Origin of the sequence: Hymenobacter sp. DG01, from assembly GCF_006352025.1 — a bacterium.
Lineage (GTDB): Bacteria > Bacteroidota > Bacteroidia > Cytophagales > Hymenobacteraceae > Hymenobacter.
The window spans coordinates 4,198,868-4,224,221 of record NZ_CP040936.1 but is presented as its reverse complement, the minus strand read 5'-3'; the positions used below and the strand labels follow the sequence as shown (position 1 = coordinate 4,224,221).

Genomic DNA, 25,354 nt, shown 5'->3' with positions numbered 1-25,354 from the left:
TCCGCCCGCGGGCTAGGTTTTCGCGCATTACCACCACTATGCGTCAGGATGACGCGGCAAGGATTTTCTCCTGTGAAGACGACTGATACTCCTACGGCTCCCGTGAGAAGCTCCCTGGCGCCGCTTCAGCTGCCGGCTGCTCCTAGTATGCCTGAGCCCGACGAACCACACCTGTTCCGCCTACCCCGGCCTCTGCGACTGGAAAGCGGGGCCACGCTGCCCCGGGTAGAAGTTACCTATCATACCTACGGCCGCCTCAATGCCGCCCGCGACAATGTGGTGTGGGTGTGCCATGCCCTTACGGCTAATGCTGATGTACTAAGCTGGTGGCCCGGCCTAGTTGGCCCCGCCTGCCATTTCGATCCGGCCGACTGGTTTATTGTGTGTGCCAATGTGCTGGGCTCCTGCTACGGCACTACCGGCCCGCTCACCCCCGACCCGCTGACCGAACAGGTAGCCTACCACGAGTTTCCGCTGCTCACCATCCGCGACATGGTAGCGGCTCACGAAGCTCTGCGCGAGCACCTGGCCCTGACCTCTATTCATACCTTGATTGGGGGCTCTCTGGGGGGGCAGCAGGCCGTGGAATGGGCAGTGCAACGGCCCGAATTGTTCGAGAACTTAGTGCTATTGGCTACCAACGCCCGGCACTCGGCCTGGGGTATTGCCTTCAACGAGGCCCAGCGGCTGGCCATCTTCGCCGACCCCTCCTACCCCACCGCCACGCCCGAAGGTGGTGCGGCGGGCCTGCGGGCAGCCCGGGCCCTGGCCCTGCTCAGCTACCGCAGCTACCAAGCCTACGGCCAAACCCAGACGGACACCGACGACACGAAGCTGACGGACTACCTCGCCAGCTCTTACCAGCGCTACCAAGGCGATAAGCTGGTAAATCGCTTCAATGCCTACAGCTACGTCACGCTGTCAAGGGCCATGGATAGCCACCATGTGGGCCGGGACCGGGGAAGCGTGAAAGCCGCTCTGGACCGCATCCGGGCCCGCACGCTGGTTATTGGTATTACCTCCGATGTGTTGTTCCCGACCTCCGAGCAACAACTGCTAGCCCGCCACATCCGGGGAGCCATGTACGCTGAAATGGACTCGCACTACGGCCACGACGGCTTCCTTATTGAAACTGCCCAGATTACTCATTTCCTCGACCGATTCTACGTTCAGAGCTATGCCCACTAACACTGCCCCTATTTCTGCTTCCTTTGTTGCCCGGCCCTGGCGGGTGGGTCTGATTGGGTTTGGCTGTGTAGGCCAGGGCCTCTACGATATCCTGGATCAGCAGCCCGACGCTGGTTTCTACATTGCCCGCATTGTGGTGAAAACGCCGCATAAGGTTCGGCCGCTGCCAGCCGAGCGGTTTGAGTTCGATGCGGACGCCCTACTGAACGACGAAACGCTGGACGTGCTGGTAGAGGTAATCGACGATGCCGACGCAGCGTTCCGGCTGGTGGCCGAAGCCTTGCGCCGGGGCCGCCGGGTAGTAACGGCCAACAAAGCCATGCTGGCCCGCCACCTCCCAGAGCTGGTGCAGCTGCAGCGTGAAGGTCAGGGCACCTTATTATATGAGGCAGCTGTGTGCGGCAGCATTCCCATCATCCGGACTCTGGACGCCTATTTCAGCGCAGAGCCACTCAGCCGCCTGACGGGCATCCTCAATGGTTCCTCCAACTACGTGCTCACGCGCATGGGCGAGGAAGGCTCGGAGTACGCATCAGCCTTGGCCGAAGCTCAGGAGCGAGGTTTTGCCGAAACGGACCCCAGCCTGGACATGGGTGCTTTCGACCCGCGCTCCAAGGCCGTGTTGCTGGCCGCGCACGCCTACGGGGCATTTCTGCAGCCGGAGCAGGTACTTAACCTGGGTATCGAGGGAATCAGCGCCGTTGATATTGCCTTTGCTGCCAGCCAGGGCCAGAAAATAAAGGTAGTAGCCGGCCTGCAGCGCCTCCCCGATGGCCGCGTAACGGTGCTGGTAACGCCCCAGCTCGTCGGCCCTGAGTCGCCGCTCTACGCCGTGGACCACGAGTTTAACGGAGTAGTAATTGAAGCCGATTTTGCCGGCGAGCAGTTTTTGCGCGGTCGCGGGGCTGGCGGGCACCCCACCGGCTCGGCTGTGCTGGCGGATTTGGCGGCGCTGCGGCAAGGCTTCACGTACCAGTATTCCAAAACGGCGAACCCGCCTACCTATGCCTCCGACCTGGAAGTGGAAATCTACCTTCGCACCGACGAAGACCGCCTCATTGACCTGCTGGATTTCAGCGAGATTTCCGAAGAAGCCGACGAGGACGAGTACGTAGTAGGCTACGTGGCCCTGGAGAACCTCATCCGCCACCGTGACACCCTGCGCAAATACGGCGCCTTCATCGTCCGTACCGGCCGCCTGCGCCCCATCAGCGTAGCCTCTCTGGCCGAGGAAGTTTCGGCTTAAACAGATATGATTGAAGCAAAAAGCCCCGCCTGGACACACCTGGGCGGGGCTTTTGCTTCAGGATGATAGGGCTGTGATTCTGACGCAGGAGGAAGGACAATTCTGCTTTCCCCTACCCTATTCCTACCGTTCAGGCTCCTGTTTCCTACCCCCCTCAGGAGTTGAAACCGCCGGGACTGCATCAGCAGCCGGTAAAGAGGGAGCTGGCTCAGTGGGGCGCTGGGTTGAATCGGGTACGGCTTTCAACAGATCCGGCTGCCAGGTTATTTCGGCGGGCGTGGGCAAGCCTTGTAAACCAATGCGGCGAGGGAGCAGCAAGGCCGTTACCTGCGCCACCCGGCGCGGGCTGAGGGCGGCGGCCAGCAGGGGGCCGGGAGCCCCTATCCCCAGCAAGGGCCGCAGGAAGTCGCGCATAGCAAAGAAGGCGGAGTCAATATAAGTCGGCTCGAATGAGTACGGCACATGGCCCGCCCCGCGCAGTCGGCGCAGCACATTGGGCACGCCCACGGCATTGGCCCGAACACGAAGGGCGCCGCTGCCATAGACCAGCTGCGGGGGTAGGGCCGAGCCTACATTGCCCCGCCCGTATGGCACTAACCCGTCGCGGGTGCCGTGCACGCTGCAGAGGGGCACGTCGCCGGTTTCCAGCCAGGAGGCCCGGGCCAAAGCGCCACACAGGTTAATAACCCCGCGGGGCTTGCTGCTGTAGCCGGGGTGGCCGCCACTGCCTTCCAGCCCACCCAGGGCTTTCAGATCAAGGTAGGCGGGCACTTCAGCCGCTTTGTTGAGGTAGCCGGTTTGCAGGGCCATGAAGCCTCCGGCAGAGGAGCCGCCTACGAACACGTAGCCCGGATGCACCCGAAATTTCTTAGCCGTGGCCGCATCGTGCCGGAAAAACCGCACCGCCGCCCGCATGTCCTGCGTGGCGCGAATGGCCGCACGCCCAATACCCACGGTATCAAACGGAAAGAAGTACAGGCGATAATCAATGGTAGCCGCCACGTAGCCCAGCCGCGCCAGCCGGTTGCAGAGGGCCGTCATGACAGCATCGTCGCGGGTGCCGGTCAGGAAGCCGCCTTCGTGGGCCAGCACCACCAGCGGCCGGCGGCGCACGGTGTCGCCGGCTGGCTCATACACATCCATGTACAAGGTTTGCGAGAGGCCGAGCAAGGTAGTAGCCTGCCCGAACTCCACGTTGCGCCGCACGTTTACCTGCCGGAACACGGGCCGATGGTAGCGGCCCCGGGTGGTATCGGGGGCTACCTGGGCCTGTAGGTAGGCAGGCCACAGGCTTAGGCTCAGAAGGAGCAGGAAAAGGCAATACTTCATAGATAAGAGGGCACGAGCTACGCCCGCCACCACAAAGATACCACCCGCCCTACCCCCGCCCTTGCGTTGAGGTAGCGTTTTTGGCGCTGGGTTTATTTAGGTTTGTGGCGTCTGAATTCCCTACCTGCCTTATGCCTACCACTGCCCCCGCTCCCCTCCGCCCCGGCGACCAGGTTGCTATTGTCTGCCCCGCCCGCAAAGCCTCGCACGAGGAGCTGGCGGCGGCCGTTGCCACCCTGGAAAGCTGGGGGCTGCGAGTCGTATTAGGAGCCAGCACCAACGTGGCTCATCACCAGTTTGGCGGCGACGATGAGGTGCGCCGCAAAGACTTTCAGCAGCAGCTCGACAACCCCAACATCCGGGCTATTCTGTGCGCCCGCGGCGGCTATGGCACCCCACGCATCATCGATGGCCTCGACTTTTCACGCTTCGCGCAGGACCCCAAATGGGTTATCGGCTTCTCCGACATTACCACTCTGCATTGCCATTTGCTGAAGCTCGGGCACCAAAGTATTCACGGCGTAATGCCGCTGCTGTTTCATCAGGAAGAAGGAGCTGAATCAGTAGAAAGCCTGCGGAAGACATTGTTTGGGGAAGCGCTTCGCTACACGTTGCCAGCCCATCCGCTCAACCAGCTTGGCACCGCTACCGGAGAGCTCATTGGCGGCAACCTGAGCCTGCTACAAACCCTCACTGGCACCGCCTCCGACTGCCCCACCGACGGTCGCATCCTATTCCTGGAGGACATCGACGAATACCTCTACGCCATCGACCGGATGATGCTGCACCTGGACCGCACCGGCAAGCTGCGCAACTTAACGGGCCTGCTGGTAGGGCATTTCACCAACCCCCAGGACAACGCCGTGCCCTACGGCCAGACACCCAACGAAATTATTCAGCACTACGCCGGCAAGTACGGCTTCCCGATTGCGCACGGCTTCCCCGTCGGCCACGAGCCCCAGAACATGGCCCTAATCGTGGGGCGGCAGGCTCGCTTGTCGGTTGATAAGGCCGGCGCCCGCCTGGAATATCTGTAATCCCTACCCCTGTCTGGTATGTCTATCGTCCTTCGTCTTTTATCAGCCGCTGAGTTTCCGCCCTACCTCCCTGGCCTAACCGAACTGCTGCAGGACGCCGTTGATGCAGGCGCCTCGGTAGGGTTTCTGCTGCCCCTGGCTGCTGCTGAGGCCCGGGAGTATTGGCAGGAGATTGAAGCGATGCTGCCGTCGGGCAACGTACTGCTGATTGTGGCAGTACAGGATGGAGAGCTGGTTGGCACCGTACAACTGCACCTAGTTCGGAAAGCTAATGGGCTACACCGCGCCGAGGTAGCCAAGTTACTGGTGCATAGCAAAGCCCAGCGCCAAGGCATTGGCCGCCAGCTTATGCAGGAGGTGGAGCGCGTAGCACGGCAACACCACCGCACTACGCTGGTGTTGGACACCTTACAGGGCGCCCCCTCGGAGCAACTGTACCAGGGCCTCGGCTACGTACCAGTAGGCGCCATTCCCAACTTTGTGTATAATGAGAAAGGCGAACAGCTTGCCACTGTGTATTACTATAAGCTGTTGAGCTACTAAGTGCCTACCCCTACCAGAACGCAAAAGCCCTGACAATATGCATTGTCAGGGCTTTTGCGTTCTGGTAGGGGTAGGCTACTCGGCGTAAATAGTCGTCAGGAGGGTTTGGCCCACGGCCTTGAGCGTCCGTTTATCAATGATGCTCATGTTGTCCTGGGTGGTGTGGTGGTAGGGCTGAAACTCACCGTTAGGCAGGAAGTCAATAACGTCAATCGTGCGTACGCCGGCCTGGTTCGTGAACACGTGGTCGTCGGTGAGGCCGTAGCCATCCGTGAACAGGAAGTAGTCGGAGAAGCCGAGCTGGGCGGCGTTGTTCCACACTTTCTCTACCACGTCGGGGGCTTTTTCGCGGGAAAGCTGCTCGCGGGTAAACTTGGCATTCTTGGCGCCTACCATGTCCAGCAGAATGCCATAATTGGGCTTATAGTTAGCCGGTACCATGTTTTTGGCCCAATACTGTGAGCCCAGGCACCACGATTCCTGCTGGCCCAGCAGGTTCTTTTTCTCGCCTTGCGTGCTGCCGTCGTAGCCGTAGTCCTCCGAGTCAAAGAGGATAAAATCAACCCCTACGCCTGGGGCGGCGGCATCCTTCTGCAGGGAGAGAATCCGAGCCATTTCCAGAGCAATGCCTACCCCGCTGGCGCCATCAGAAGCTCCATCGAGGGGTTGGTTTTTGTGCTCCTTGTCTTTATCGGCGAAGGGGCGGGTATCCCAATGGGTGAAGATGGCAATGCGGCGAGGCGCCTGCGGCATGTACTGGGCAATGATATTGCGTGATTTCAGCATTTTCCCATCAAACGCCATAGCCTCAAATGGCTGCTCCTTTACCGTCAGGCCAGCTTCTTTGAACTTGCCGATAATCCAGTCGCCGGTCTGCACGTGGGCCTTGGTGTTAGGCACGCGCGGACCAAAGGCAACCTGCTTGGCCGTGTACGCATAGGCCGAGTCCGAATTGAAGTCCGGTGCTTTAGGTAAGGTAGGCTGACTGGCCGCGGAGGTTTCGGCTTCGGTGGTTTCCTTTTTAGAGGGGCAGGCCGTGAGCAGCAGCAAGGCTACCATTGCGGCCGGAGCAAGACGAGAAAGAAGGTTCATTCGGGGAGCGTTACCAGCGGCACAAAGCTCCAGCTTTGTACCTCGTTGAACAGTCGGGGTTACTGCCGCCCGCACTCAGCGCGGGCACGCCGCGAAGCTGGAGCTTCGCGCTACTGCTTATTCTTCGCTATAGGCCCAATCTACGCCGGCTTTGGTGTCCTTTACCACAATACCCTGGTCTTTGAGGGCGGCCCGGATGCGGTCAATTTCACCATAGTGCTTGGTGGCCTCTTCCATGTTGCCTTCTTCGCGGGCCTGAGTGGCGCTTTGCTTGGCAATTTTGTAGAAGTCGAGGGTCAGGCCCAGCAGGTCTTCTACGTTGGCGCGGGGCTCATCCTGCAGGCCCAGCACGTCCTGCACCAGCGTCCGGAACGTAGCGGTAGCTTCGGTCAGTGCCTCGGTGCTTACCTGGGCCAGCGTGGCCAGGTTGGCGGCGTAGGCGTTGAGCTTGCGCAGCAGATTGAACAGGCTCGCAATGGTGCGGGCCGTGTTCAGGTCATCGTTAATACCCGTGAAGCAGTCGGCCGAAAGCTTGCGCAACTCCGCGTCGGCGGCGGCTGTGTCGGCGCTTTGCTCGGTTCCCTGGGGTAGCGCCAGCTTATCCAGCAGGCGCAGGCCGTTCATGAGTTTGCGGTAGCCTTTGCGGGCCGCCTGCAGGGCATCATCGGTAATATCGATGGTGCTGCGGTAGTGCGCCTGCAACAGGAAGAAGCGCACCGTCATGGGCGAGTAGGCCTGGCTGAGCGTGGGGTTAGTTCCTTCAAAGAGCTGGCTCATTGTGATGAAATTACCGAGCGCCTTGCTCATCTTCTGGCCGTTCACCGTAATCATGTTGTTGTGCATCCACACCTGGGCCTCGTTGGTGGGGTGGTCGCAGGCCTGGCTCTGGGCAATTTCGCACTCGTGATGCGGGAACATTAAGTCCAGCCCACCGCCATGAATGTCGAACTCCGCGCCCAAGTACTTGCGGCTCATAGCCGAGCACTCTAGGTGCCAGCCCGGAAATCCGTCGCTCCAGGGCGAGGCCCAGCGCATGAGGTGGCGCTCATCGGCTCGCTTCCAGAGGGCAAAGTCCAGAGGGCTGCGTTTCTCGTCCTGGCCCGCTAGGTTGTCGCGGGAGCCGGCCAGCAGCTCTTCCACCACCCGGTTCGAGAGCTTGCCGTAGCCCCGGCCCGCCGCATTGTAGGCCGGCACATCAAAGTACACCGAGCCGTTGATTTCGTAGCCAAAGCCGTTGTCGATGATCTGCTGAATCATCTCAATCTGCTCGATGATGTGGCCACTGGCCCGAGGCGTAATGTCGGGGGGCAGGCAGCCCAGCGCCTCCATGTGGCCTTGGTAAAGGTTAGCGTACTGCTCGGCTACCTGCATGGGCTCCAGCTTTTGCGCTTTGGCCCGCTTGCTGATCTTGTCCTCGCCCTCGTCGGCGTCGCCTTCCAGGTGGCCTACATCCGTGATGTTGCGCACGTAGCGGACCGTGTAACCCAGGTAACGGAGGTAGCGCGTGAGCACATCAAACACCACCGGACCGCGGGCGTTGCCTACGTGGGCCTCGCTGTAAACGGTAGGTCCGCAGAGGTACACGCCTACAAAAGGCGCATTAAGAGGCTGAAACGGAGCTTTGCGGCGGGTGAGGGTATTGTAGAGCGAGAGGGTAGGCTGCATGAATACAAAAGTAACCGCAGTTTTTGCAGAGTAAGCGGATTGCACAGATTTTGTAACCTGCGCTACCACCTATCTTGGTTGCGGCGAATACTAACAGAAAACAACGCGAAATGGCTACATCTGATCCTTCATTTCCCGCAACTAAGTACAAACTCCACCCCAAACAGCACAAAACTGAAAGTGGCCAGTCTATAAAGTTCCCTGGCTGGTTTATGAAGCCGAGTTAGTAGTATAAAACTACTCAACTGTTTTCCTGCCCCGAAGTTGATAAGTGCCAGTGCTGGGGAAATGGTCGGAATACGGAATTTCGTAGTGAACCTGAAAATCCGCCACCCGCCACTGGGGGCCGGCAAACTGGTTATCGATGCGCACGAAGGGTAGGCGGCCGTTGTAAGTGCTGCCTACACCGTTGCCCACGGTGGCCCAGGCATTCTGAAAATGGTCGGCCAGCTGGTCGTAGCTATAGCTGTAGGGCACGTCGTTGAGGTCGGCGCACAGCAGCAGGGGGTAGGGACTGCGCTCGAAGCGGCGGACCAGGGTATCTACCTGCCAGTGCCGGGCCACGGCCCCGCGCTTAAAGCGACGCATCAGGCCCAGCCCCTTCTGCTTGAGGCCAGCCTTGCTGGAGTAGCTGTCCACGATGTCCTTTTCTTCCATGCTCATGCTCTGCAGGTGGAAGCTATAAACCCGAATGGTATCCTGGGAGGGCAAGCGGATATCGGCCCACATGGCGTGGTTCTGAGTGAGTTTGCCAAAGCTGACGGTACCCTTCGCCACAATCGGGAACCGGCTGAAAATAGCCATGCCAAACTCAGCGCCAGCGCCATTGGTCAACGTCTTCGACAAAAACACCTCCCGGTTCGACTGCCGCCCAATCTGGTCCACCGTCCGGAACACGTTACCGTCGCGGGAGCGGGTGCCCACAGGCTCGTTATAGAACTCCTGGAGGCAGAGGATGTCAGCGGGGCTTTCGGCCAGCCAGCGCACCATCTCCCGCGAGGAGTTTAAATCGGCGTCGCGCAGCTGTGGGTACACGTTGAAGATGCGTACGTTGGCCGACAGCAGCTTCACCACCGGCCCGCCGGCCTTTGCCTCATCGGCGGGGGTAGCAATAGGGAGCGGGTGCAAAGCCAGCCCCCGCTGGAAATGCGGCCAGGTAAGTACGGCCAGCCCTAACGGCAGCAGGGCCACCAGCCAGCGCCGCAGCAGCCAGTACACGCCCGCCAGCAGGTTCAGGCCCAGAGCTAGGGGTAGGGTAAGGGCGCCGAAAATGGCGGGCCAGAAGGTGTAGGCCGGAACCTGGGCGCAGGCAATGGCCGCCAGCACCCACAGCATCAGCAACACGGTACACTTGAAGGCAAACGAACGACGCACGGGCAACCTTTTTCCAGCAACAGGATCAGGCGCAAAGGTAGCCGTTCCGGTTTAGCAGCCATTACCGCAGGCCCATAACCGGAGCTAGGCTGCAGCGCCCCCCTGGCAGGTAGGTGCTGGCGTCCCCACTACTGCTGACCTCCGCTCCACTGCTCCGACCCTCTGCCCGGTACCCGGACTCACCCGATAACCGAGCCGCTTACGGCCCAGCGCAAACCTACCGGAAGGGCTTGTTTTCAGGGCAGAAGTATAGTATCTTTGCACCTGAAAACTACAACGCAAGGAGAGGGGACGGACAGTCCCCTCTTTCTTTTATCACCCGGTGCCTCGCCTATGAAACTTGACCGTGCCCGCCTCGCGGAACTGCTGCAGGACAGCCTGCCTACCGACGGTAGCCTGTTCGTGGTGGATCTGACCGTCTCCGACGCCATTCGGCCCAAAGTAACCGTTACCCTCGATGGGGAGCAGGGCGTGGGCATTGATGAGTGCGCCCAGGTAAGCCGCCGCTTAGCCCGCCGCGTTGATGAGGAATACGGCGAAGATGCCAGCTACACACTGGAAGTAACCTCGCCGGGTGCCGACCAGCCCCTGCGCGACCCGCGCCAGTACGCCCGCCACGTAGGCCGCAGCCTTAGCCTCAAGCTCACCGATGGCACCGAGAAGACAGGTGCCCTCGAAGCCGTAGAGTCCGAAGGCATTCAGCTGGCGGAGGTAGTAAAAGAGAAAAGCAAAAAGAAAACCTTGCCCGCTGCCCTGGTGCCGTTCACCAGCATTCAGGAAGCGAAAGTGGTCATTTCCTTTAAGTAAGCATCGCTGCCTTAGCCTTCCTTTTTGCACTTCACTGCGAAACGGGAAGCTTTCCCTCCTGCCGGAGCAAATGCAAAAAGAAGTGGCAAAAACAGCGAAACCAGAAAAACAAGCTTAAAATCAGCGTTTTATGAACAGCAACGTCCTGATTGAATCGTTTGCCGAATTCGCCCGGTCGAAGAACATCGACCGCCCCACGATGATGAGCATCCTGGAGGAAGTGTTCCGCACGATGATTCGCAAGAAGTATGATGACGACTCGAACTTCGACGTTATCCTGAACGTGGACAAAGGCGACCTGGAAATCTACCGGAACCGCGAAATCGTGGACGACAACTCCGAGGATATCTGGGACCTGGACAAAATTCCGCTGGCCGAGGCCCAGAAAATCGAGCCCGACTACGAGGTAGGGGAATCGGTAGCCGAGGAAATTAAGCTGGAAGATTTCGGTCGCCGCGCCGTGCTCATGGCCCGCCAGACGCTCATTCAGCGCGTAAAGGACCTGGAGCGCGACAACCTCTACCAGGCTTACAAAGACCAGGTAGGCGAAATTGTGGTGGGCGAGGTGTACCAGGTGTGGGGCCGCGAAGCCCTCATCCTCGACAAAGACGAAAACGAGCTGGTGCTGCCCAAGGGCGAGCAAATCCCCAAGGACCGCTACCGCAAGGGCGACACCATCCGGGCCGTAGTGCACCGCGTAGATGTGCTGAACGGCACGCCCAAAATCATCCTGTCCCGCGCCGCGCCGGCTTTCCTGGAGCGTCTAATGGAGCAGGAAGTACCCGAAATCTTCGATGGCCTCATCACCATCAAGAATATTGTGCGTGAGCCCGGCGAGCGGGCCAAAGTAGCCGTAGAAAGCTACGATGACCGCATTGACCCCGTAGGGGCCTGCGTGGGCATGAAAGGTTCCCGTATTCACGCCGTGGTGCGCGAGCTGGAAAACGAAAACATCGACATCATCAACTACACCGACAACCTGGAGCTGTACATCGCCCGGGCCTTGTCGCCTGCGAAACTGACGTCGATGAAGATAAACGAACAAACCGGACGGGTTTCGGTGTTCTTAAAGCCTGACCAGGTTTCCCTGGCCATTGGCCGGGGTGGCGCCAACATCAAGCTGGCTTCCCGTCTGGTAGGCATGGAAATCGACGTATTCCGGGATGCCGGCGACTTCGAGGAAGATATTGCTCTGGACGAATTCCAGGACGAAATCGAAGGTTGGATCCTGGACGAGCTCAAGAAAATCGGCCTCGACACCGGCCGCGCCGTATTGGCGGTCAGCAAGGAGGATATTGTTCGGCGGACGGAGCTGGAAGAGGAAACCGTAGAGGAGCTCTTCCGCGTCATCCGCAACGAGTTCGAGGATAACGAGAGCGACGAGCCGGAAGGCGAGGAAGCACAAAATTCCGGCGCCGCGCAATGAGTGCGCGGCGGCCGGTACGGCAAGGGCGTTAACATCAGGCCGGGTGGCTTGATTTTGACCCCGCCCGGCAAGATTTAATGTAGTACCTTTGCAACTGAATAAGAGTATCGTTCGCGAGCATAGAATGGCGGAAGCAGCAACCAAACGGCTGAATCAGGCAGCCAAAGACCTGAACGTTGGACTTTCCACGATTGTGGATTTTCTGGCGGGAAAAGGGCATAACATCGAAAACAAGCCGACGACCAAGCTGACGTCGGAGCAGGTATCCCTGCTCGAAAAGGCGTTTGCATCGTCGGCGCAGGACAAGATGGAGGCTGCCAAGCTTAGCCAGGCTAAGCGCCAGAGCGAGCTGGAAGCCTCAGCGGCCCAGGCTGCTCAGGCGCGCGCCGCTGAGGCTGCCGCGTCTAAGCCCGCTGCTCCCGCCGCCCCGGCTACCAAGCCGGCTGCTCCGCAAGCCCCTACCCCGGCTCCGGTAGCCGAAGCCCCCAAACCGGCTCCGGCCGAAGAACCCTCCCGGGTTCCGGGCCTGAAGGTTCTGGGCAAAATTGAGCTGGACTCGAAGGGTCGCCCCGTGCCCCCTCGTCCGGCCGCTCCGGCCCAGCCTGCCCCGGCTCCGCAGCCCAAGCCTGCGGCCGAAGCTCCGAAGCCTACCCCGGCTCCGGTTGCCGAAGCCCCCAAGCCGGCTCCCGCACCTGAAACGCCGAAGCCGGCAGCTCCCGCGCCGGCTCCGCAGCCCGCTCCGGTAGCCGAAGCCCCCAAGCCAGCAGCGCCACAACCTGCGGCAGCGGCTCCGGCTCCTGCACCCGCTGCCGAGGCTCCCAAGCCCGCCGCAGCGCCGGTAGCCCCAGCTGCTCCGGTAGCTGCTACTCCGGCTCCCGAAGCAGCAGCTACGGAAGAAGGCACCATCGTGGCCAAGGCCGATCAGCTGAAAGGCCTGACCGTACTGGGCAAGATTGAACTTCCGCTTGATTCGTCACGGCGGGGTGGCCGCGGGGCTCGTCCGGTGGCTTCTTCTGACGTACGCAAGAGCGGCATCAGCCCCGACAAGAAAAAGCGCCAACGCATTCCCATGGGTGGTCCTGGTCAGCCGGGTCAGCAGGGAGGCCAGACCGGTACAGGTCAGCAGGGCGGTGGCAACCGTCCGGGTGGTCCTGGTCAGCAGGGCGGCAACCGCCCAGGTGGTCAGCAGGGTGGTAATCGCCCCGGCCAGCAGGGCGGCAACCGTCCGGGTGGTCAGCAGGGTGGCGGTAACCGTCAGCCGGCTCCGGCCCTCACGCCCGAGCAAAACGACAAGCAGATTCAGGAGCAGATCAAGGCCACGCTGGCCAAGCTCAGCGGTGGTCGTGGTGGTCAGCAGCAGAACCGCGCCAAGTACCGCCGCGACAAGCGGAACATGGCCGCTGAGGACCGCGAGGCCCTGCGTGCTCAGAACGAGCTGGATGCTAAGACCCTCAAGGTAACCGAATTCATTTCCGCCAACGACCTCGCGTCGTTCATGGACGTGTCGGTCAACGAGGTTATCAAGGTCTGCCTCAACATGGGCATGTTCGTTTCTATCAACCAGCGCCTCGACGCCGAAGCCATTACCGTTATTGCGGATGAGTTTGGTTACGACGTAGAATTCCTGAGCGCCGAGGAAGAGGAAACGACCATCGAAATTGAGGACAACGAGGAAGACCTGCAGCCGCGGGCTCCCATCGTTACCATCATGGGCCACGTTGACCACGGTAAAACCTCGCTGCTTGACTACATCCGCAACGCGAGTGTGGCCAAAGGCGAAGCCGGTGGTATTACGCAGCACATTGGTGCCTACGACGTAATGACCAAGTCGGGCAAGCGCGTTACCTTCCTTGATACACCGGGTCACGAAGCGTTTACCGCCATGCGTGCCCGTGGTGCCAAAGTCACGGACATTGCCATCATCGTGGTAGCCGCCGACGACTCGGTGATGCCGCAAACCAAAGAGGCCATCAACCACGCGCAGGCAGCCGGGGTACCGATTGTTATTGCGCTGAACAAAATTGATAAGCCTGGCGCCAACCCCGATAAAGTTCGGGAAGAGCTGTCGGCCATCAATATTCTGGTGGAAGAATGGGGCGGTAAGTACCAGTCGCAGGAGGTGTCGGCCAAAACTGGTCTGGGTATCGACGACCTGCTGGAGAAGGTGCTGCTGGAAGCCGAAATTCTGGAGCTGACGGCCAATCCTGACCGGAAGGCCATTGGTACCGTTATCGAAGCTTCGCTGGACAAAGGCCGTGGCTACGTAACTACCGTGCTGGTGCAGACCGGTACCATGGAGGTCGGCGACATCGTGCTGGCTGGTCCGCACTTTGGCCGCGTGAAGGCCATGACCGACCACCGTGGCAAGAAGATGAAGAAAGCCGGCCCGGCTACCCCCGTGCAGGTACTAGGCCTCACCGGCGCCCCGCAGGCCGGCGACAAGATTCAGGTAATGGAAACCGAGCGCGAAGCCCGCGAGCTGGCCACCCAGCGCCAGCAGCTGGCCCGCGAGCAGAGCCTGCGCACCAAGAAGCACATCACCCTCGATGAGATTGGTCGCCGTCTGGCTATCGGTTCGTTCAAGGAGCTCAACGTTATTGTGAAGGGCGACGTGGACGGTTCGGTAGAAGCTCTGGCCGACTCCCTGCTGAAACTGAGCACGCCAGAAGTGGCCGTGAACATTCTCAGCAAGGGTGTGGGCGCCATTTCGGAATCCGACGTATTGCTGGCTTCGGCCTCCGATGCCATCATCATCGGCTTCCAGGTTCGTCCTTCGCAAAGCGCCCGCAAGCTGGCCGAGCAGGAGCAGATCGATATCCGCCTTTACTCGATCATCTACAACGCCATCAACGAGGTGAAGGACGCCATGGAAGGCATGCTCGCCCCGACGGTGCAGGAAGTAGTAGTAGCCAACGCCGAGGTTCGTCAGGTGTTCAACATTACCAAGGTGGGCACTATTGCCGGCTGTATGGTAACGGACGGTACCTTCACCCGCAAAACCAAAGTCCGCCTCGTGCGCGACGGTATTGTGGTGTACTCGGGCGAAATCCAGGACCTCAAGCGTTACAAAGACGACGTGTCGGAAGTACGCCAGGGCTACGAGTGCGGTATCTCGCTGAAGGGCTACAATGACCTCCGCGAAGGTGACAACATCGAAGGCTTCGAAGAGAAAGAAGTAAAGCGGACTCTCTAATTCCTTGTCCGATACAAACAAAAAAGCCCCGGCCGCACAGCCGGGGCTTTTTTGCTATAGGGTTTGCTTTCTGCACCTTCCAGGCCTGTGAAGATCCTAGTTATTCTGTAGCGCTCTGAAAAGCCTGATGGGAGGGTTTCGCGGCTTTCTCTGGGGTAAGCCCTGCTACCTCTGCTTTTTGAATTCTACGGTGAATTGCTGAATAATTCCTACTTTAGAACTGGAGCAGCTATTACTACCTGGCGAAAAGTGGTAGAATGACATAGTAATACTGCTCTAAACAACCCAGACGGCTTTGTGAGATGGAGAAAATAAACAGGGGCCCCTCGCCCGTGAATTATCACGATGCGATGCTTTTAGCAGCGCAGGCTGATGTATTGGCTTGCCCAAGCCAGAGGCAAGCAAACCACCTGATGCAGTCTGTATGAAGAAGATGCTACTCCTTTCTACCCTGCTAACTGGCTTGATTTTGTCGTCGTGTGCGCTCTTGCCTGAAACAGGCCAGCGGATTCAACATGCTTCGTCGGTTACCGCGGTGCCCTTCCGGCCCGGTGAGCCGGAGGCCCGCCTTGTTCCTGGTGCCCTACCCCCGGCCGGCGAGGTAACCCTGGCAAGGCCAGCTCCTACGCCGGTGGCGTGGTACTGGCCTTCCTTTATTCGTTCGAGGCACTGACACCCGTAGGACAACAAAAAGCCACGATGCAGGGCACCGCGGCTTTTTGTTGTGCTCTGGCAGGAGCTAGTTCTAGAAGAACAAAAAGTGCTTTTTCTTTTTGTGGGAAAGGGGCTTGCCTTTGGGGTCAACGAAACCGGCGGCCCGGGTCTGTCCACGCTTCTGGCGGGCAGTACCGATGCGGTTATCTTTGAACTTGCGCACCGTGAAGCCTCCCGAGCCCTTCTCGAACTGCCGGGACGGACCTGCTGAGCGACCAAAGCTGGTATTGGCCGTACTCATGCCCGAGCGAGCCTCCAGAATTTCCATTTGCTGGTCGCGTTTGGCCTCATCGGGGTTCATGCTCATGCGCTGCTGCATTCGGGCAATATCCGTAGCCGAGGCCTTACGCTTTTTCCGCTGTCCTTGCTCATTGTCGCGCCGGGTTTGCCCTGAATAGGTAGCGCTAGCCGTAGTTTGCGCCTGGGCTGCGGGGGCAGCCAACCAGCCGGCAACGGCAATGCACACCATGGAAAACAGCTTCTTCATAGCAGGAAGGTAACAGAGAAAACCAAGCGGTAAAACGCTTACGCTTAAATACAAAGTGTAGGCCAGCTTTGCGCCCAACGGGTGCCCGACAAAGTTAGTTCATCTGATGCTAAAACTTGTATTTCAGCGGAATAGTCGGCTAAAACGAAGACAAGCTATTACGTAACCTGCACCGAAAATCAGCCTCCTGGCCGGCTGGTTTAGTCACTAGCGCGTGAGGTTTACCGCCGCCACTGGGGTAGCAGCCCCGGCCACTACGAGGTAGGCAACCCCAGTAGTGGCCGGAGCCTCAGGCACCTCGTGTTACGCAGAGCTTGCGGCGGGCCAGCTGCCGGAAGCTCTGGCTTGATTGGGGCCGCTTCTAGGTGCGGGAGCGGAGCGCATCCCGGATTTCGGCGAGCAACAGCTGGTCGCGGGTCGGCGCGGGGTCAGTTACTACTACTTCCTGGGGCTTCTTGAAGCGGTTAGCCAGCTTTACAATCCAGAAAATAGCAAAGGCCATCAGCAGGAAGTTGATGACAGCGTTCAGGAACAGGCCATAGTTAAGTGTGGCCGCGCTGGCGGCTTTGGCGGCCGCCAAATCGTTGTAGGTTTTGCCATCCAGGGCAATAAACCAGTCCTTGAAGTCCATGCCGCCCGTGAGCTTGCTGAGCATCGGCATCAGCACGTCATCGGTCAGCGACTTGACAATGTTGTTGAAGGCCCCCCCAATAATTACCCCGACCGCCAGATCAAGAACGTTGCCTTTTGAAATGAATTCCTTGAACTCCGACACAAAGCCCATAGACAGAAAGTGATTGAGAATGAAGGTGAAAGGCTGATCCGGGTAAATATATACATTTACTTATATGAAGCTACTGCTTTACCCGTCCGATAAAAGTAGAGCCCCTGCCCTGCGGCCGTTGCCACATTTCGTTCAAGCCGGCCCCCTACTCGCCCAATGCACGGCTGGTCCGGTGAGCAGCTCTGCCCAGCCCGCAGGCGGAGCAATTCGTTCTATCTTTGCTTTGTTTCCTGGCCCCTTGCCCTTCGTACCATGATATTTACCAACCTGCTCTACCAGCTGGAAGCCGAAACCGGCATTCTGACCATTACTATCAACCGCCCCGATAAGCTGAACGCGCTGAACGCGGCCACGATTGAGGAAATCCGGGCGGCGGCCCAGCAGGCCCTCGAAGACCCGGCCGTGCGCGGCATCATCCTGACGGGTAGCGGGGAAAAGTCGTTTGTGGCGGGGGCCGACATTGCCGAGCTGACCAAGCTGGATGAGGTTTCGGCCCGCCGGGCGGCTGAGCGCGGCCAGGAGGCGTTTGCCCTGCTGGAGAAAAGCTCCAAGCCTGTTATTGCCGCCGTCAATGGCTTTGCGTTGGGCGGGGGCTGCGAACTGGCCATGGCCTGCCACATGCGAGTAGCTGCCGAAAATGCCCGCTTCGGGCAACCGGAAGTAAACCTGGGCCTGATTCCGGGCTACGGCGGTACCCAGCGTCTCACCCAGCTTATCGGTAAAGGAAAAGCTATTGAGCTGCTGCTCACCGCCGATATGGTGAAGGCCGACGAGGCTCTGCGCCTGGGCCTAGTAAACCACGTGGTGCCCCAGGCCGAGCTGCTGAGCTTCTGCAAGCAGCTCCTGACCCGCATCCTGACCAAGGCTCCCCTGGCCCTGGGTCTGTGCCTGGACTGTGTAAACGCTTATTACGACAAAGACCGCCACGGCTACCAGACCGAAGCCGAATCGTTTGGGCGGTGCTTTAGCTCAGAAGATTTCCGGGAGGGCACCTCTGCTTTCCTGGAAAAGCGCCCGGCCGTATTTTCGGGCAAGTAACCCCCGGCACCAGAAGCCAGAACGTCATGCTGCGCACCACTGCGGCATGACGTTCTGCTGTTCACTCCGGGCTTCTTTTATCATTCCTGAGAACTATTCTTCATGAGTATAGCCAAGCGTCTGGCTTCCCAAACGGCCGTGTACGGCATCAGCAGTATTCTGGGCCGCGTGCTCACCTTCCTGCTGGTGCGGGTGTACACCGGGCGGTTCGCAGCGGCTGAGTACGGCATTGTAACCGGCCTGTACGCCTACGTGTCGTTTTTTAACGTGCTGTTCACCTACGGCATGGAAACTACCTACTTCCGCTTTGCCAACCGACCTGGCACTGACCGCCGGGAGCTGTACGACCGGGTAATGAGCCTGCTGCTCGTGTCCAGCATTTTGCTTACGGCCGGGCTGGCACTGCTGGCCCGCCCCCTGATGAGTCTGCTGAGTCTGCCGCCCGGCCACGAGCAGTATGCCATCTGGATTGCCGTTATTCTGGGTCTGGACGCCTTGGCGGCCATTCCGTTTGCCCGGCTGCGGCTGGAAAACAAAGCCCGCAAGTTTGCCGGCATCCGGCTGGCCAACATCCTGCTGAACGTGGGGCTAAACCTGTTTTTCATTGTGTTGTGCCCCGATGTGCTGGCCGGTAAGTACCTGACCGGATTACGGCCCCTGGTAGAAATGGTGTACAGCCCCACCATTGGGGTAGGGTACGTATTCCTGTCGAACCTGGCGGCCAGTGCCTTCACGCTGTTGCTGCTGGGGCGGGAGCTGTTTGATTTTCGCTTCCGCCTGCAGCTGGCGCCCCTGCAGCCCCTGCTGAAGTACGCCTACCCCATCATGTTCATGGGCTTGGCCGGCATGGTAAACGAAACCCTTGACCGGATTCTGTTGCCCAAGTGGCTACCCAAAGACTTCTACCCCGGCCAGAGCAACCTAGCGGCGGTGGGCATTTACGGGGCCTGCTACAAGCTCAGTATTCTGATGAGCCTCGTAATTCAGGCTTTTAAGTACGCGGCCGAGCCGTTCTTTTTCGCCCAGAGCAACGAGCAGAACTCGCCCCGCACCTTTGCCCTGGTGCTGAAGTGGTTTACCCTGTGCTGCGCCATGCTGTTTGTGGGGGTGAGCGTGAACGTGAACCTGGTGGCCAAGATATTTCTGCAGCGGCCCGAGTACCTGCAGGGGCTGGCAGTGGTGCCGGTATTGCTGCTGGCAAACCTGTTTTTGGGGGTGTACTGGAACCTCGCAGTGTGGTTTAAGCTGACGGATAAAACGTACTACGGCACCTACATCGGGTTTGCCGGGGCCATCCTTACCATCATCCTCAACTTCCTGCTGATTCCGTTGCTGGGCTACATGGGCTCGGCCGTGGCTACGCTGGCCTGCTACTTCCTGATGGCGGCCCTGTGCTGGTGGCTGGGTGAGCGGCACTTCCCGGTGCCCTACCCCGTAGCCCGGCTGCTCACCTGGCTGGCGCTGGCCGTGGGGGTAGTGGCCCTGAGCTGGTGGCTGCCGGTGGCCGAGGGCTGGCCCCACTACGGCTTGCAGGCCTTTCTTACGTTGGGCTTCGTGGGCCTGGTGGGGGTAGTGGAAGGTCGCCGCCTCCGGACGATTTGATTTGGGGCCCGTTAGCGGGAACCGTGAAATAACGTTAGCTTCGGCCGCTGACCGAAAAATTTCACATCGGAATCATCCAGTAATTCCCCGTAATCGGCCAACTTATCATCGGCCGGCGTTTTTCTCCTTTTAACCTTTGCTACCGGCAACTGCCTGTGGCCCTTTTCTTCATGCTGATTTCCATTATCAACACATCCAGCCACCCGCTGCCGGAGTACCAAACCGCTCACGCGGCCGGGATGGATGTGCGCGCCAACCTCCCCGAGCCGGTTACGTTGAAGCCCCTGCAACGCGCCCTGATTCCGACCGGCCTGTTTCTTGAAATTCCGGTGGGCTACGAAATGCAGGTGCGCCCCCGCAGCGGGCTGGCTTACAAGCATGGCATTGGCCTGGTAAACAGCCCGGGCACCATTGACGCTGACTACCGCGGCGAGCTGAAAGTTCTGCTCGTGAATTTGTCGGATCAGGAGTTTGTGGTGCAGGATGGGGAGCGTATCGCGCAGCTGGTAGTGGCCCGCCACGAAACGGTGGAGTGGCAGCCAGTAGCGGTGCTAAGCGAAACCATGCGCGGCGCCGGCGGCTACGGCAGCACAGGCGTGCAGTAACCGGCGCCTTCGTTGCCCGTTGCATTATCAGGCTATTTCAGTACGTACCAACCGGCCTCGTGCCACCCTCCTTTCTTACCTCAACATCTCCTTTCTCGACATCCGTATGAAAATCATCGTCCCGATGGCTGGCATGGGCAAGCGCATGCGCCCCCACACGCTTACCGTTCCTAAACCCCTGATTCCGATTGCCGGCAAGCCCATTGTGCAGCGTCTGGTGGAAGACATTGCCCAGGTATGCGGCGAGCAGGTAGAGGAGGTAGCTTTTATTATCGGGCGCTTCGGGGCAGAGGTAGAAAAGAGCCTCGTAAAGATTGCCGAATCGGTAGGTGCCAAGGGTACCATTCACTACCAGGACGAGCCCCTGGGTACGGCCCACGCCATTCTGTGCGCGCAGTCGGCCCTCGATGGCCCGGTGGTGGTAGCCTTTGCTGATACCCTGTTCAAAGCTGATTTCATTCTGGACTCTTCCGCCGAAGGCACCATCTGGGTGCAGCGCGTGGATGACCCCAAGCCGTTTGGCGTAGTAAAGCTTAACGAGGAAGGCCAGATTACTGACTTCGTGGAGAAGCCCGAAACCTTTGTTTCGGACCTGGCCATCATCGGCATCTATTACTTCAAGGATGGCGAGTACCTGCGCAGCGAGCTGCAGTACCTGCTCGATAACGACATCAAGGACAAAGGCGAGTACCAGCTCACCAATGCCCTGGAGAACATGAAAAACAAAGGCACGAAGTTCGTGCCCGGCCGCGTAACCGAGTGGCTCGACTGCGGCAATAAGGACGCTACTGTTTATACCAACCAGCGCTACCTGGAGTACCTGCAGGAGCGGGGCGAAAACCTGGTAGCTGAATCGGCTAAAGTGACGAACTCGGTCCTGATTCCGCCGGTGTATATTGGCGAGGGCGTTATCATTACCGATTCGGTAGTAGGCCCCCACGTATCCTTAGGCAACCATACCAACGTGCGCGCGTCCATCGTTTCAAACTCCATTGTGCAGCAGTCGGCCACGGTAGTGCATGCCAACCTGACCAACTCCATGGTCGGCAGCCACGCCACCGTAGCCAGCACGCCCAATGATCTGAGCCTGGGTGACTACAACACGCTGCGCGTGTGATATTTTTGCGTCTTCTGACGTTTCAGTAGTTGGTCGAAGGTAGCTGGTGGTGGGATGCTCTCCCGCGAGCCACTACCAGCTACCCCGTACTTACTACCCTCCTATGAGTCGATTTGGCATTGTTTCCGTGCTTCTGCTGGGCCTGCTGGTGGCCGGGCCTACCTATGCCCAACAGGCAAAGCCGGCCGCGGCCACCTCGGCCCCGGAAAAAAAGCCCCGCAAGCTCACGCGCAAGGAGCGCAAAGAACTGGCCCGCCGGGCTGCCCTGGATGCGGCCGCCCAGCAAAAACGTCCCCTCTCGGAGAAGGACCGCGAGATGAGCGAGGCCTATTTCGTGGATGGGGTGCGGTTTGTGCTGCTCGAGGACTACAACAAGGCCCTGGAGCGGCTGCTGAAAGCCTACGCCCTAAACCCGACCAACGCGGCCGTCAACTACAAGATTGCCGAAACCAACCTGCTCAGCGGCAACCTGCAGGATGCCACCAACTTTGCGCAGGCAGCGGTAAAGCTCGACCCTCAAAACGCATACTACTACCTGTTGCTGGCCCAGGTTCATACCTCGCAAAAGCAGTACGACCAGGCCGCCCAGGTTTACACTACCCTGATTAAGCAGGTACCCAACTCGGGGTACTACCTCTTTAATCTGGCCGACCTGTACATGGCCCAGGGCAAGCTGAATGAGGCCTTGGCCACCTTTGATCAAGCTGAGAAAGAGTTTGGCCCCCTGGACGAGGTTTCCTTTAAGAAGCAGCAGATCTACCTGAAGCAGAACAACCTGGACAAGGCTCTGCAGGAAGGCGAAGCACTGATTGCCAGCAACCCCGACCAGGTGCGCTACGTGCTGGCCCAGGCCCAGATGTACGCGGCCAACAACCGGTTCCCCGATGCTATCCGGGTAGCCCAGCAGGCCCTGAAGCAGGACCCCGACAACCCCCGGGCCCGCATGATTCTGGCCGACGTGTACCGGCAGCAGAACAACCAGCCCGAATCGGAAAAGCAGATCAAGCTGGCTTTTGAAAGCCCGGCCCTCGACATTGACGATAAGGTCCGCATCCTGATTGACTACATCAAGCAGCTGCCCAACCCGGCCCTAAACCAAACGGCCCAGGACCTGGCCGCCATTACTACCCGTGTGCACCCGCGCGAGGCCAAGGCCTTTTCCATTGCCGGCGACATCCAGACCGTAACCGGCAACCGGGCGGCGGCGCGGGCCAACTACCAGAAAGCCATCCGCCTCGACAACTCCCGCTACCAGATCTGGCAGCAGGTAGTGCTTATTGATGCTGAGCTGAACCAGGTTGATTCGCTGCTGACCCACACGGAGCAGGCCCTGGAGCTCTTCCCGAACCAAGCCCCGCTGTGGTTTTACAATGGGGTAGGCCATCAGCTGAAAAAGCAGCCGACCAAAGCCATCAAATCACTAGAATACGGGCGCAAGCTGGCCACCGATAACCCGGAGCTGCTGGCCCAGTTCGATACCCAGCTCGGCGATTCTTACCACGAGCTGAAAGACTACGCCAAGTCGGATGCTGCCTACGAGGCCGCGCTGACTTTTGATGCCAACAACGCCCAAGCTCTGAACAACTACAGCTACTACCTCTCCCTGCGCGGCGAGAAGCTGGACAAGGCCAAGGAAATGGCGGGCAAGCTGGTAAAGCAGTTTCCCGACAATGATACGTACCTGGATACCTACGGCTGGGTGCTCTACCGCCTGAAGGATTACGCCGGAGCCCGCCAGCAGCTGGAAAAAGCCCTTAAAACCTCCGCCGATGGCACCGTGATAGAGCACTACGGCGATGTGCTTTTCCAACTTGGCGAAACCGACAAGGCCTTGGCACAGTGGCAAAGAGCCCAGAAAACAGGCGGTGCTTCCCCGCTCATCGACCGGAAGATCAAAGACAAGAAACTATATGAGTAACCGCCTTCTGCTGGTACTGCTAAGCGCCCCCCTACTGCTAGGCAGCTGCAACCGCAATTTGCTTTCCCCGGGCACGAAAACTCCCAAGCCCACGGCGGCAATACCAGAAGCAGTGAAGGCGGTCAACGTTGACTTCCGCTTTCTGGCTGCCAAGGGCAAGGCTCAGTTTGATCAGCAGAGCGGCAACATCAACGTGCGCATCCGCAAGGACAGCGTTATCTGGATTTCGGCCTCGCTGATTGGGGTAGAAGGCGGCCGCATTTACATCACCCGCGACTCAGTGCAGGTACTCGACAAACTGCACCGCGAGTACTATGCCGGCGACTTTGCTTATCTGAGCCAGCGCCTGAACGTGCCCGTTACCTTTGATATGGTGCAGGCCCTGCTGCTGGGCAACTACCTCGCGCCCCAGAATGCTTCTACTCAGCCGACTGTGGTAACCGAGGGCCCTCTGCAACGGGTAAACTTTGAGGAGGCCGGCCTGCTGGTACAGCAGCTCATCAGCCTGGAACGCGGCCGCACGCAGCAACTGCAGGTACAGGCGCCGGCCAACCAAAACAAGCTCACGGTGGATTACACCGATTTCCGCCCCCTGGAGCGTACGCCCCAGCCGTTTGCCTACAGCAGCCTCGTCCAGATTCAACAAGGCCAGACGCCCCCTACCACCCTTACCATCACCTACCGCTCCGTGGACATCGACAAAGAGCGGCTGCAGTTTCCGTTCTCAGTACCCAAGGGCTATGCGCGGAAAAAGTAAGGCCTGGCGGCTGCTTCTGATAAGCGGGCTGCTGGTGCTGAGTTTCTCGGATGCCACCTGGGCCCAACGCACCAGCGCGGGCGGCCGCAAAACCAAGGCCCAACTAGAGCGCGAGCGGCGCCTGACCCTGAGCCGCATCAAGGAAACCAGCCGCATTCTGGAGCAGACCCAGCAGCAGAAGCAGGCCTCAGTGGGCCAGCTCAATGCCCTGAAGGAAAAGCTGACGGTGCAGCAGGGCATCATCAAGAACATCAGCAGTGAGCTACGCTACCTCGAAACCGATGTGCGCCAGACCGAAACCCAGGTGCAGCAGACCCGCCAGAGCCTGGAGCAGCTGAAGGCTGAGTATGCCCGCCTGATTTACACGGGCTCCAAAACGGCCAACGGCTACAACCGGGTCATGTTTCTGTTTGCTTCGGAGTCGTTCAACCAGTTTATGCTGCGCCTGCGCTACATACGGCAGTACACCGAAGTGCGTAAGGCCCAGGCCGCCCAGATCAGCAATACCCAGCAGCGGCTTAATAGCCAGCTCAACGGCCTGAAGGAAAAGCAGGAAGAGAAAGGCACCCTGCTCAACAGCCAGCTTTCCGAAAAGAAAAACCTGCTGACCCTGAAAACGCAGCAGGACCAGGTGGTAACCAAACTAACCCAGCAGGAGCAAACGCTGCGTCAGGAGCTGGCCGCCCGGCAGCAGGCCGTAAGCCGCCTCGACAACCTGATTGCCCAGCGCGTGCGCGAAGAAATTGCCCGTGCGGCCCGGCTGGCCGCCCGCCGGGCCGCCGCCAAGGCCGCTGCGGCGCGCACTGCCTCGGCGGCTACGGCTCCTTCCCGCAGCCCCGGTGCTACCTCCCGCACCAATAGCACCGCAGCGGCTGAGGCAGCGGCCGAAGCGGAAGCCGAGCGCGTGGACCGCGTAACCCTGACGCCGGAAAGCGCGGAGCTGGCATCGTCCTTCCGCGAAAACCGGGGGCGCCTGCCTTGGCCCGTGGGCCGGGGGTTTATTAGCCAGCACTTCGGGCGGCACAACCACCCGGTACTGAAAAACGTGGTAGTAGAAAACCGGGGCGTTGATATTCAAACCAACGCTGGAGAGCCGGTACGGGCGGTTTTCGGAGGCAAAGTGCTGACCGTTGCCAGCGTACCGGGCATGAACACCATTGTGATGGTGCAGCACGGCGACTACTTCACGGTGTATGCCAAGTTGCGGAGCGTGAGCGTCAGTGAAGGCCAGACCATTAGTGCCCGCCAAACCATTGGCACTGTGTCCACTGACGCAGAAGGCACTTCCGAGGTGCAGTTTCAGGTTTGGCACAACAGCTCCAACCTCAACCCCGAGAACTGGCTGGGCCACAAGTAAAATCCGGTATCAGCCTACCCCTGTTGCTACCCCTGCCGGGCCGCCAAACCCTCCTCTGGCGCGGCAGGGGGTAGC

The 25,354-nt window shown here is 59.6% G+C and carries 21 protein-coding genes; 15 read left to right on the top strand and 6 right to left on the bottom strand.

Going from position 1 to position 25,354, the window contains the following annotated elements; translation table 11 throughout:
- Nucleotides 1-72 precede the first annotated feature (72 nt).
- Together metX and FGZ14_RS17935 are read left to right on the top strand one after the other, a co-directional pair.
- Nucleotides 73-1,188: a homoserine O-acetyltransferase gene (gene metX / locus FGZ14_RS17940; RefSeq protein WP_308217159.1), complete on the top strand. Its 1,116-nt coding sequence runs from the start codon at nucleotides 73-75 to the stop codon at nucleotides 1,186-1,188.
- On the top strand, nucleotides 1,178-2,434 hold the full coding sequence (locus FGZ14_RS17935; protein WP_139925557.1) for a homoserine dehydrogenase: 1,257 nt from the start codon (nucleotides 1,178-1,180) through the stop codon (nucleotides 2,432-2,434). Before metX ends, FGZ14_RS17935 begins: the two co-directional genes overlap by 11 nt.
- A gap of 123 nt (nucleotides 2,435-2,557) precedes the next feature.
- Here the strand turns inward: FGZ14_RS17935 and FGZ14_RS17930 are convergent, their stop codons facing one another.
- Nucleotides 2,558-3,763 carry an alpha/beta hydrolase gene (locus FGZ14_RS17930; protein ID WP_139925556.1) on the bottom strand — a complete coding sequence of 402 codons (1,206 nt, stop codon included), beginning with the start codon at nucleotides 3,761-3,763 and terminating at the stop codon, nucleotides 2,558-2,560.
- Between the two features lie 131 nt (nucleotides 3,764-3,894).
- On the opposite strand from FGZ14_RS17930, the gene FGZ14_RS17925 reads away from it, so the two are divergent.
- Nucleotides 3,895-4,800, top strand: a complete 906-nt coding sequence (locus tag FGZ14_RS17925) for an LD-carboxypeptidase (protein WP_139925555.1) — start codon at nucleotides 3,895-3,897, stop codon at nucleotides 4,798-4,800.
- 18 nt (nucleotides 4,801-4,818) lie between these two features.
- A complete protein-coding gene (locus FGZ14_RS17920; RefSeq protein ID WP_139925554.1) occupies nucleotides 4,819-5,343 on the top strand; it encodes a GNAT family N-acetyltransferase in 525 nt (174 codons plus the stop codon).
- Nucleotides 5,344-5,418: 75 nt separating this feature from the next.
- On the opposite strand, the gene FGZ14_RS17915 is transcribed toward FGZ14_RS17920, so the two are convergent.
- The 3 genes from FGZ14_RS17915 to FGZ14_RS17905 all read right to left on the bottom strand — a co-directional run bounded on the left by FGZ14_RS17915 (nucleotide 5,419) and on the right by FGZ14_RS17905 (nucleotide 9,474).
- Complete coding sequence (locus tag FGZ14_RS17915) at nucleotides 5,419-6,435, bottom strand: M28 family peptidase (RefSeq protein WP_139925553.1); 1,017 nt, start codon at nucleotides 6,433-6,435, stop codon at nucleotides 5,419-5,421.
- A gap of 117 nt (nucleotides 6,436-6,552) precedes the next feature.
- Nucleotides 6,553-8,100 carry a cysteine--tRNA ligase gene (cysS, locus tag FGZ14_RS17910; protein WP_139925552.1) on the bottom strand — a complete coding sequence of 516 codons (1,548 nt, stop codon included), beginning with the start codon at nucleotides 8,098-8,100 and terminating at the stop codon, nucleotides 6,553-6,555.
- Between the two features lie 237 nt (nucleotides 8,101-8,337).
- The gene (locus tag FGZ14_RS17905) at nucleotides 8,338-9,474 is read right to left on the bottom strand and encodes an endonuclease/exonuclease/phosphatase family protein (RefSeq protein ID WP_139925551.1); all 1,137 of its coding nucleotides are present in this window, start codon (nucleotides 9,472-9,474) and stop codon (nucleotides 8,338-8,340) included.
- A gap of 333 nt (nucleotides 9,475-9,807) precedes the next feature.
- Between FGZ14_RS17905 and rimP the strand changes: the two genes are divergently transcribed.
- The 4 genes from rimP (at nucleotide 9,808) to FGZ14_RS17885 (ending at nucleotide 15,573) form a co-directional block, all read left to right on the top strand.
- Nucleotides 9,808-10,281: a ribosome maturation factor RimP gene (gene rimP / locus FGZ14_RS17900; RefSeq protein ID WP_180754403.1), complete on the top strand. Its 474-nt coding sequence runs from the start codon at nucleotides 9,808-9,810 to the stop codon at nucleotides 10,279-10,281.
- Between the two features lie 130 nt (nucleotides 10,282-10,411).
- Nucleotides 10,412-11,707: a transcription termination factor NusA gene (gene nusA, locus FGZ14_RS17895; protein ID WP_139925550.1), complete on the top strand. Its 1,296-nt coding sequence runs from the start codon at nucleotides 10,412-10,414 to the stop codon at nucleotides 11,705-11,707.
- Between the two features lie 124 nt (nucleotides 11,708-11,831).
- Nucleotides 11,832-14,900, top strand: coding sequence for a translation initiation factor IF-2 (gene infB, locus FGZ14_RS17890; protein ID WP_139925549.1), 3,069 nt, complete (start codon nucleotides 11,832-11,834; stop codon nucleotides 14,898-14,900).
- Nucleotides 14,901-15,324: 424 nt separating this feature from the next.
- Nucleotides 15,325-15,573: a hypothetical protein gene (locus FGZ14_RS17885; protein WP_139925548.1), complete on the top strand. Its 249-nt coding sequence runs from the start codon at nucleotides 15,325-15,327 to the stop codon at nucleotides 15,571-15,573.
- A 72-nt stretch (nucleotides 15,574-15,645) separates the two neighbouring features.
- On the opposite strand, the gene FGZ14_RS17880 is transcribed toward FGZ14_RS17885, so the two are convergent.
- Nucleotides 15,646-16,101 carry a hypothetical protein gene (locus FGZ14_RS17880; protein WP_139925547.1) on the bottom strand — a complete coding sequence of 152 codons (456 nt, stop codon included), beginning with the start codon at nucleotides 16,099-16,101 and terminating at the stop codon, nucleotides 15,646-15,648.
- 361 nt (nucleotides 16,102-16,462) lie between these two features.
- A complete protein-coding gene (gene mscL / locus FGZ14_RS17875) occupies nucleotides 16,463-16,885 on the bottom strand; it encodes a large conductance mechanosensitive channel protein MscL (RefSeq protein WP_139925546.1) in 423 nt (140 codons plus the stop codon).
- Between the two features lie 252 nt (nucleotides 16,886-17,137).
- On the opposite strand from mscL, the gene FGZ14_RS17870 reads away from it, so the two are divergent.
- From FGZ14_RS17870 to FGZ14_RS17840, 7 genes are all read left to right on the top strand, one after another.
- A complete protein-coding gene (locus FGZ14_RS17870) occupies nucleotides 17,138-17,923 on the top strand; it encodes an enoyl-CoA hydratase/isomerase family protein (RefSeq protein WP_139925545.1) in 786 nt (261 codons plus the stop codon).
- A gap of 102 nt (nucleotides 17,924-18,025) precedes the next feature.
- Entirely contained in the window at nucleotides 18,026-19,525 is a 1,500-nt protein-coding gene (locus tag FGZ14_RS17865; protein ID WP_139925544.1) for an oligosaccharide flippase family protein, read from the top strand.
- Nucleotides 19,526-19,695: 170 nt separating this feature from the next.
- Nucleotides 19,696-20,130 (top strand): dUTP diphosphatase, encoded by a 435-nt coding sequence (gene dut / locus FGZ14_RS17860; protein ID WP_139925543.1) that lies wholly within the window; start codon nucleotides 19,696-19,698, stop codon nucleotides 20,128-20,130.
- Between the two features lie 106 nt (nucleotides 20,131-20,236).
- The gene (locus FGZ14_RS17855) at nucleotides 20,237-21,247 is read left to right on the top strand and encodes a sugar phosphate nucleotidyltransferase (RefSeq protein WP_139925542.1); all 1,011 of its coding nucleotides are present in this window, start codon (nucleotides 20,237-20,239) and stop codon (nucleotides 21,245-21,247) included.
- 103 nt (nucleotides 21,248-21,350) lie between these two features.
- The gene (locus FGZ14_RS17850) at nucleotides 21,351-23,165 is read left to right on the top strand and encodes a tetratricopeptide repeat protein (RefSeq protein ID WP_139925541.1); all 1,815 of its coding nucleotides are present in this window, start codon (nucleotides 21,351-21,353) and stop codon (nucleotides 23,163-23,165) included.
- Nucleotides 23,158-23,922: a DUF4292 domain-containing protein gene (locus FGZ14_RS17845; protein ID WP_180754402.1), complete on the top strand. Its 765-nt coding sequence runs from the start codon at nucleotides 23,158-23,160 to the stop codon at nucleotides 23,920-23,922. Before FGZ14_RS17850 ends, FGZ14_RS17845 begins: the two co-directional genes overlap by 8 nt.
- Nucleotides 23,906-25,279, top strand: a complete 1,374-nt coding sequence (locus tag FGZ14_RS17840) for a murein hydrolase activator EnvC (protein ID WP_139925539.1) — start codon at nucleotides 23,906-23,908, stop codon at nucleotides 25,277-25,279. Before FGZ14_RS17845 ends, FGZ14_RS17840 begins: the two co-directional genes overlap by 17 nt.
- Nucleotides 25,280-25,354: the final 75 nt, after the last annotated feature.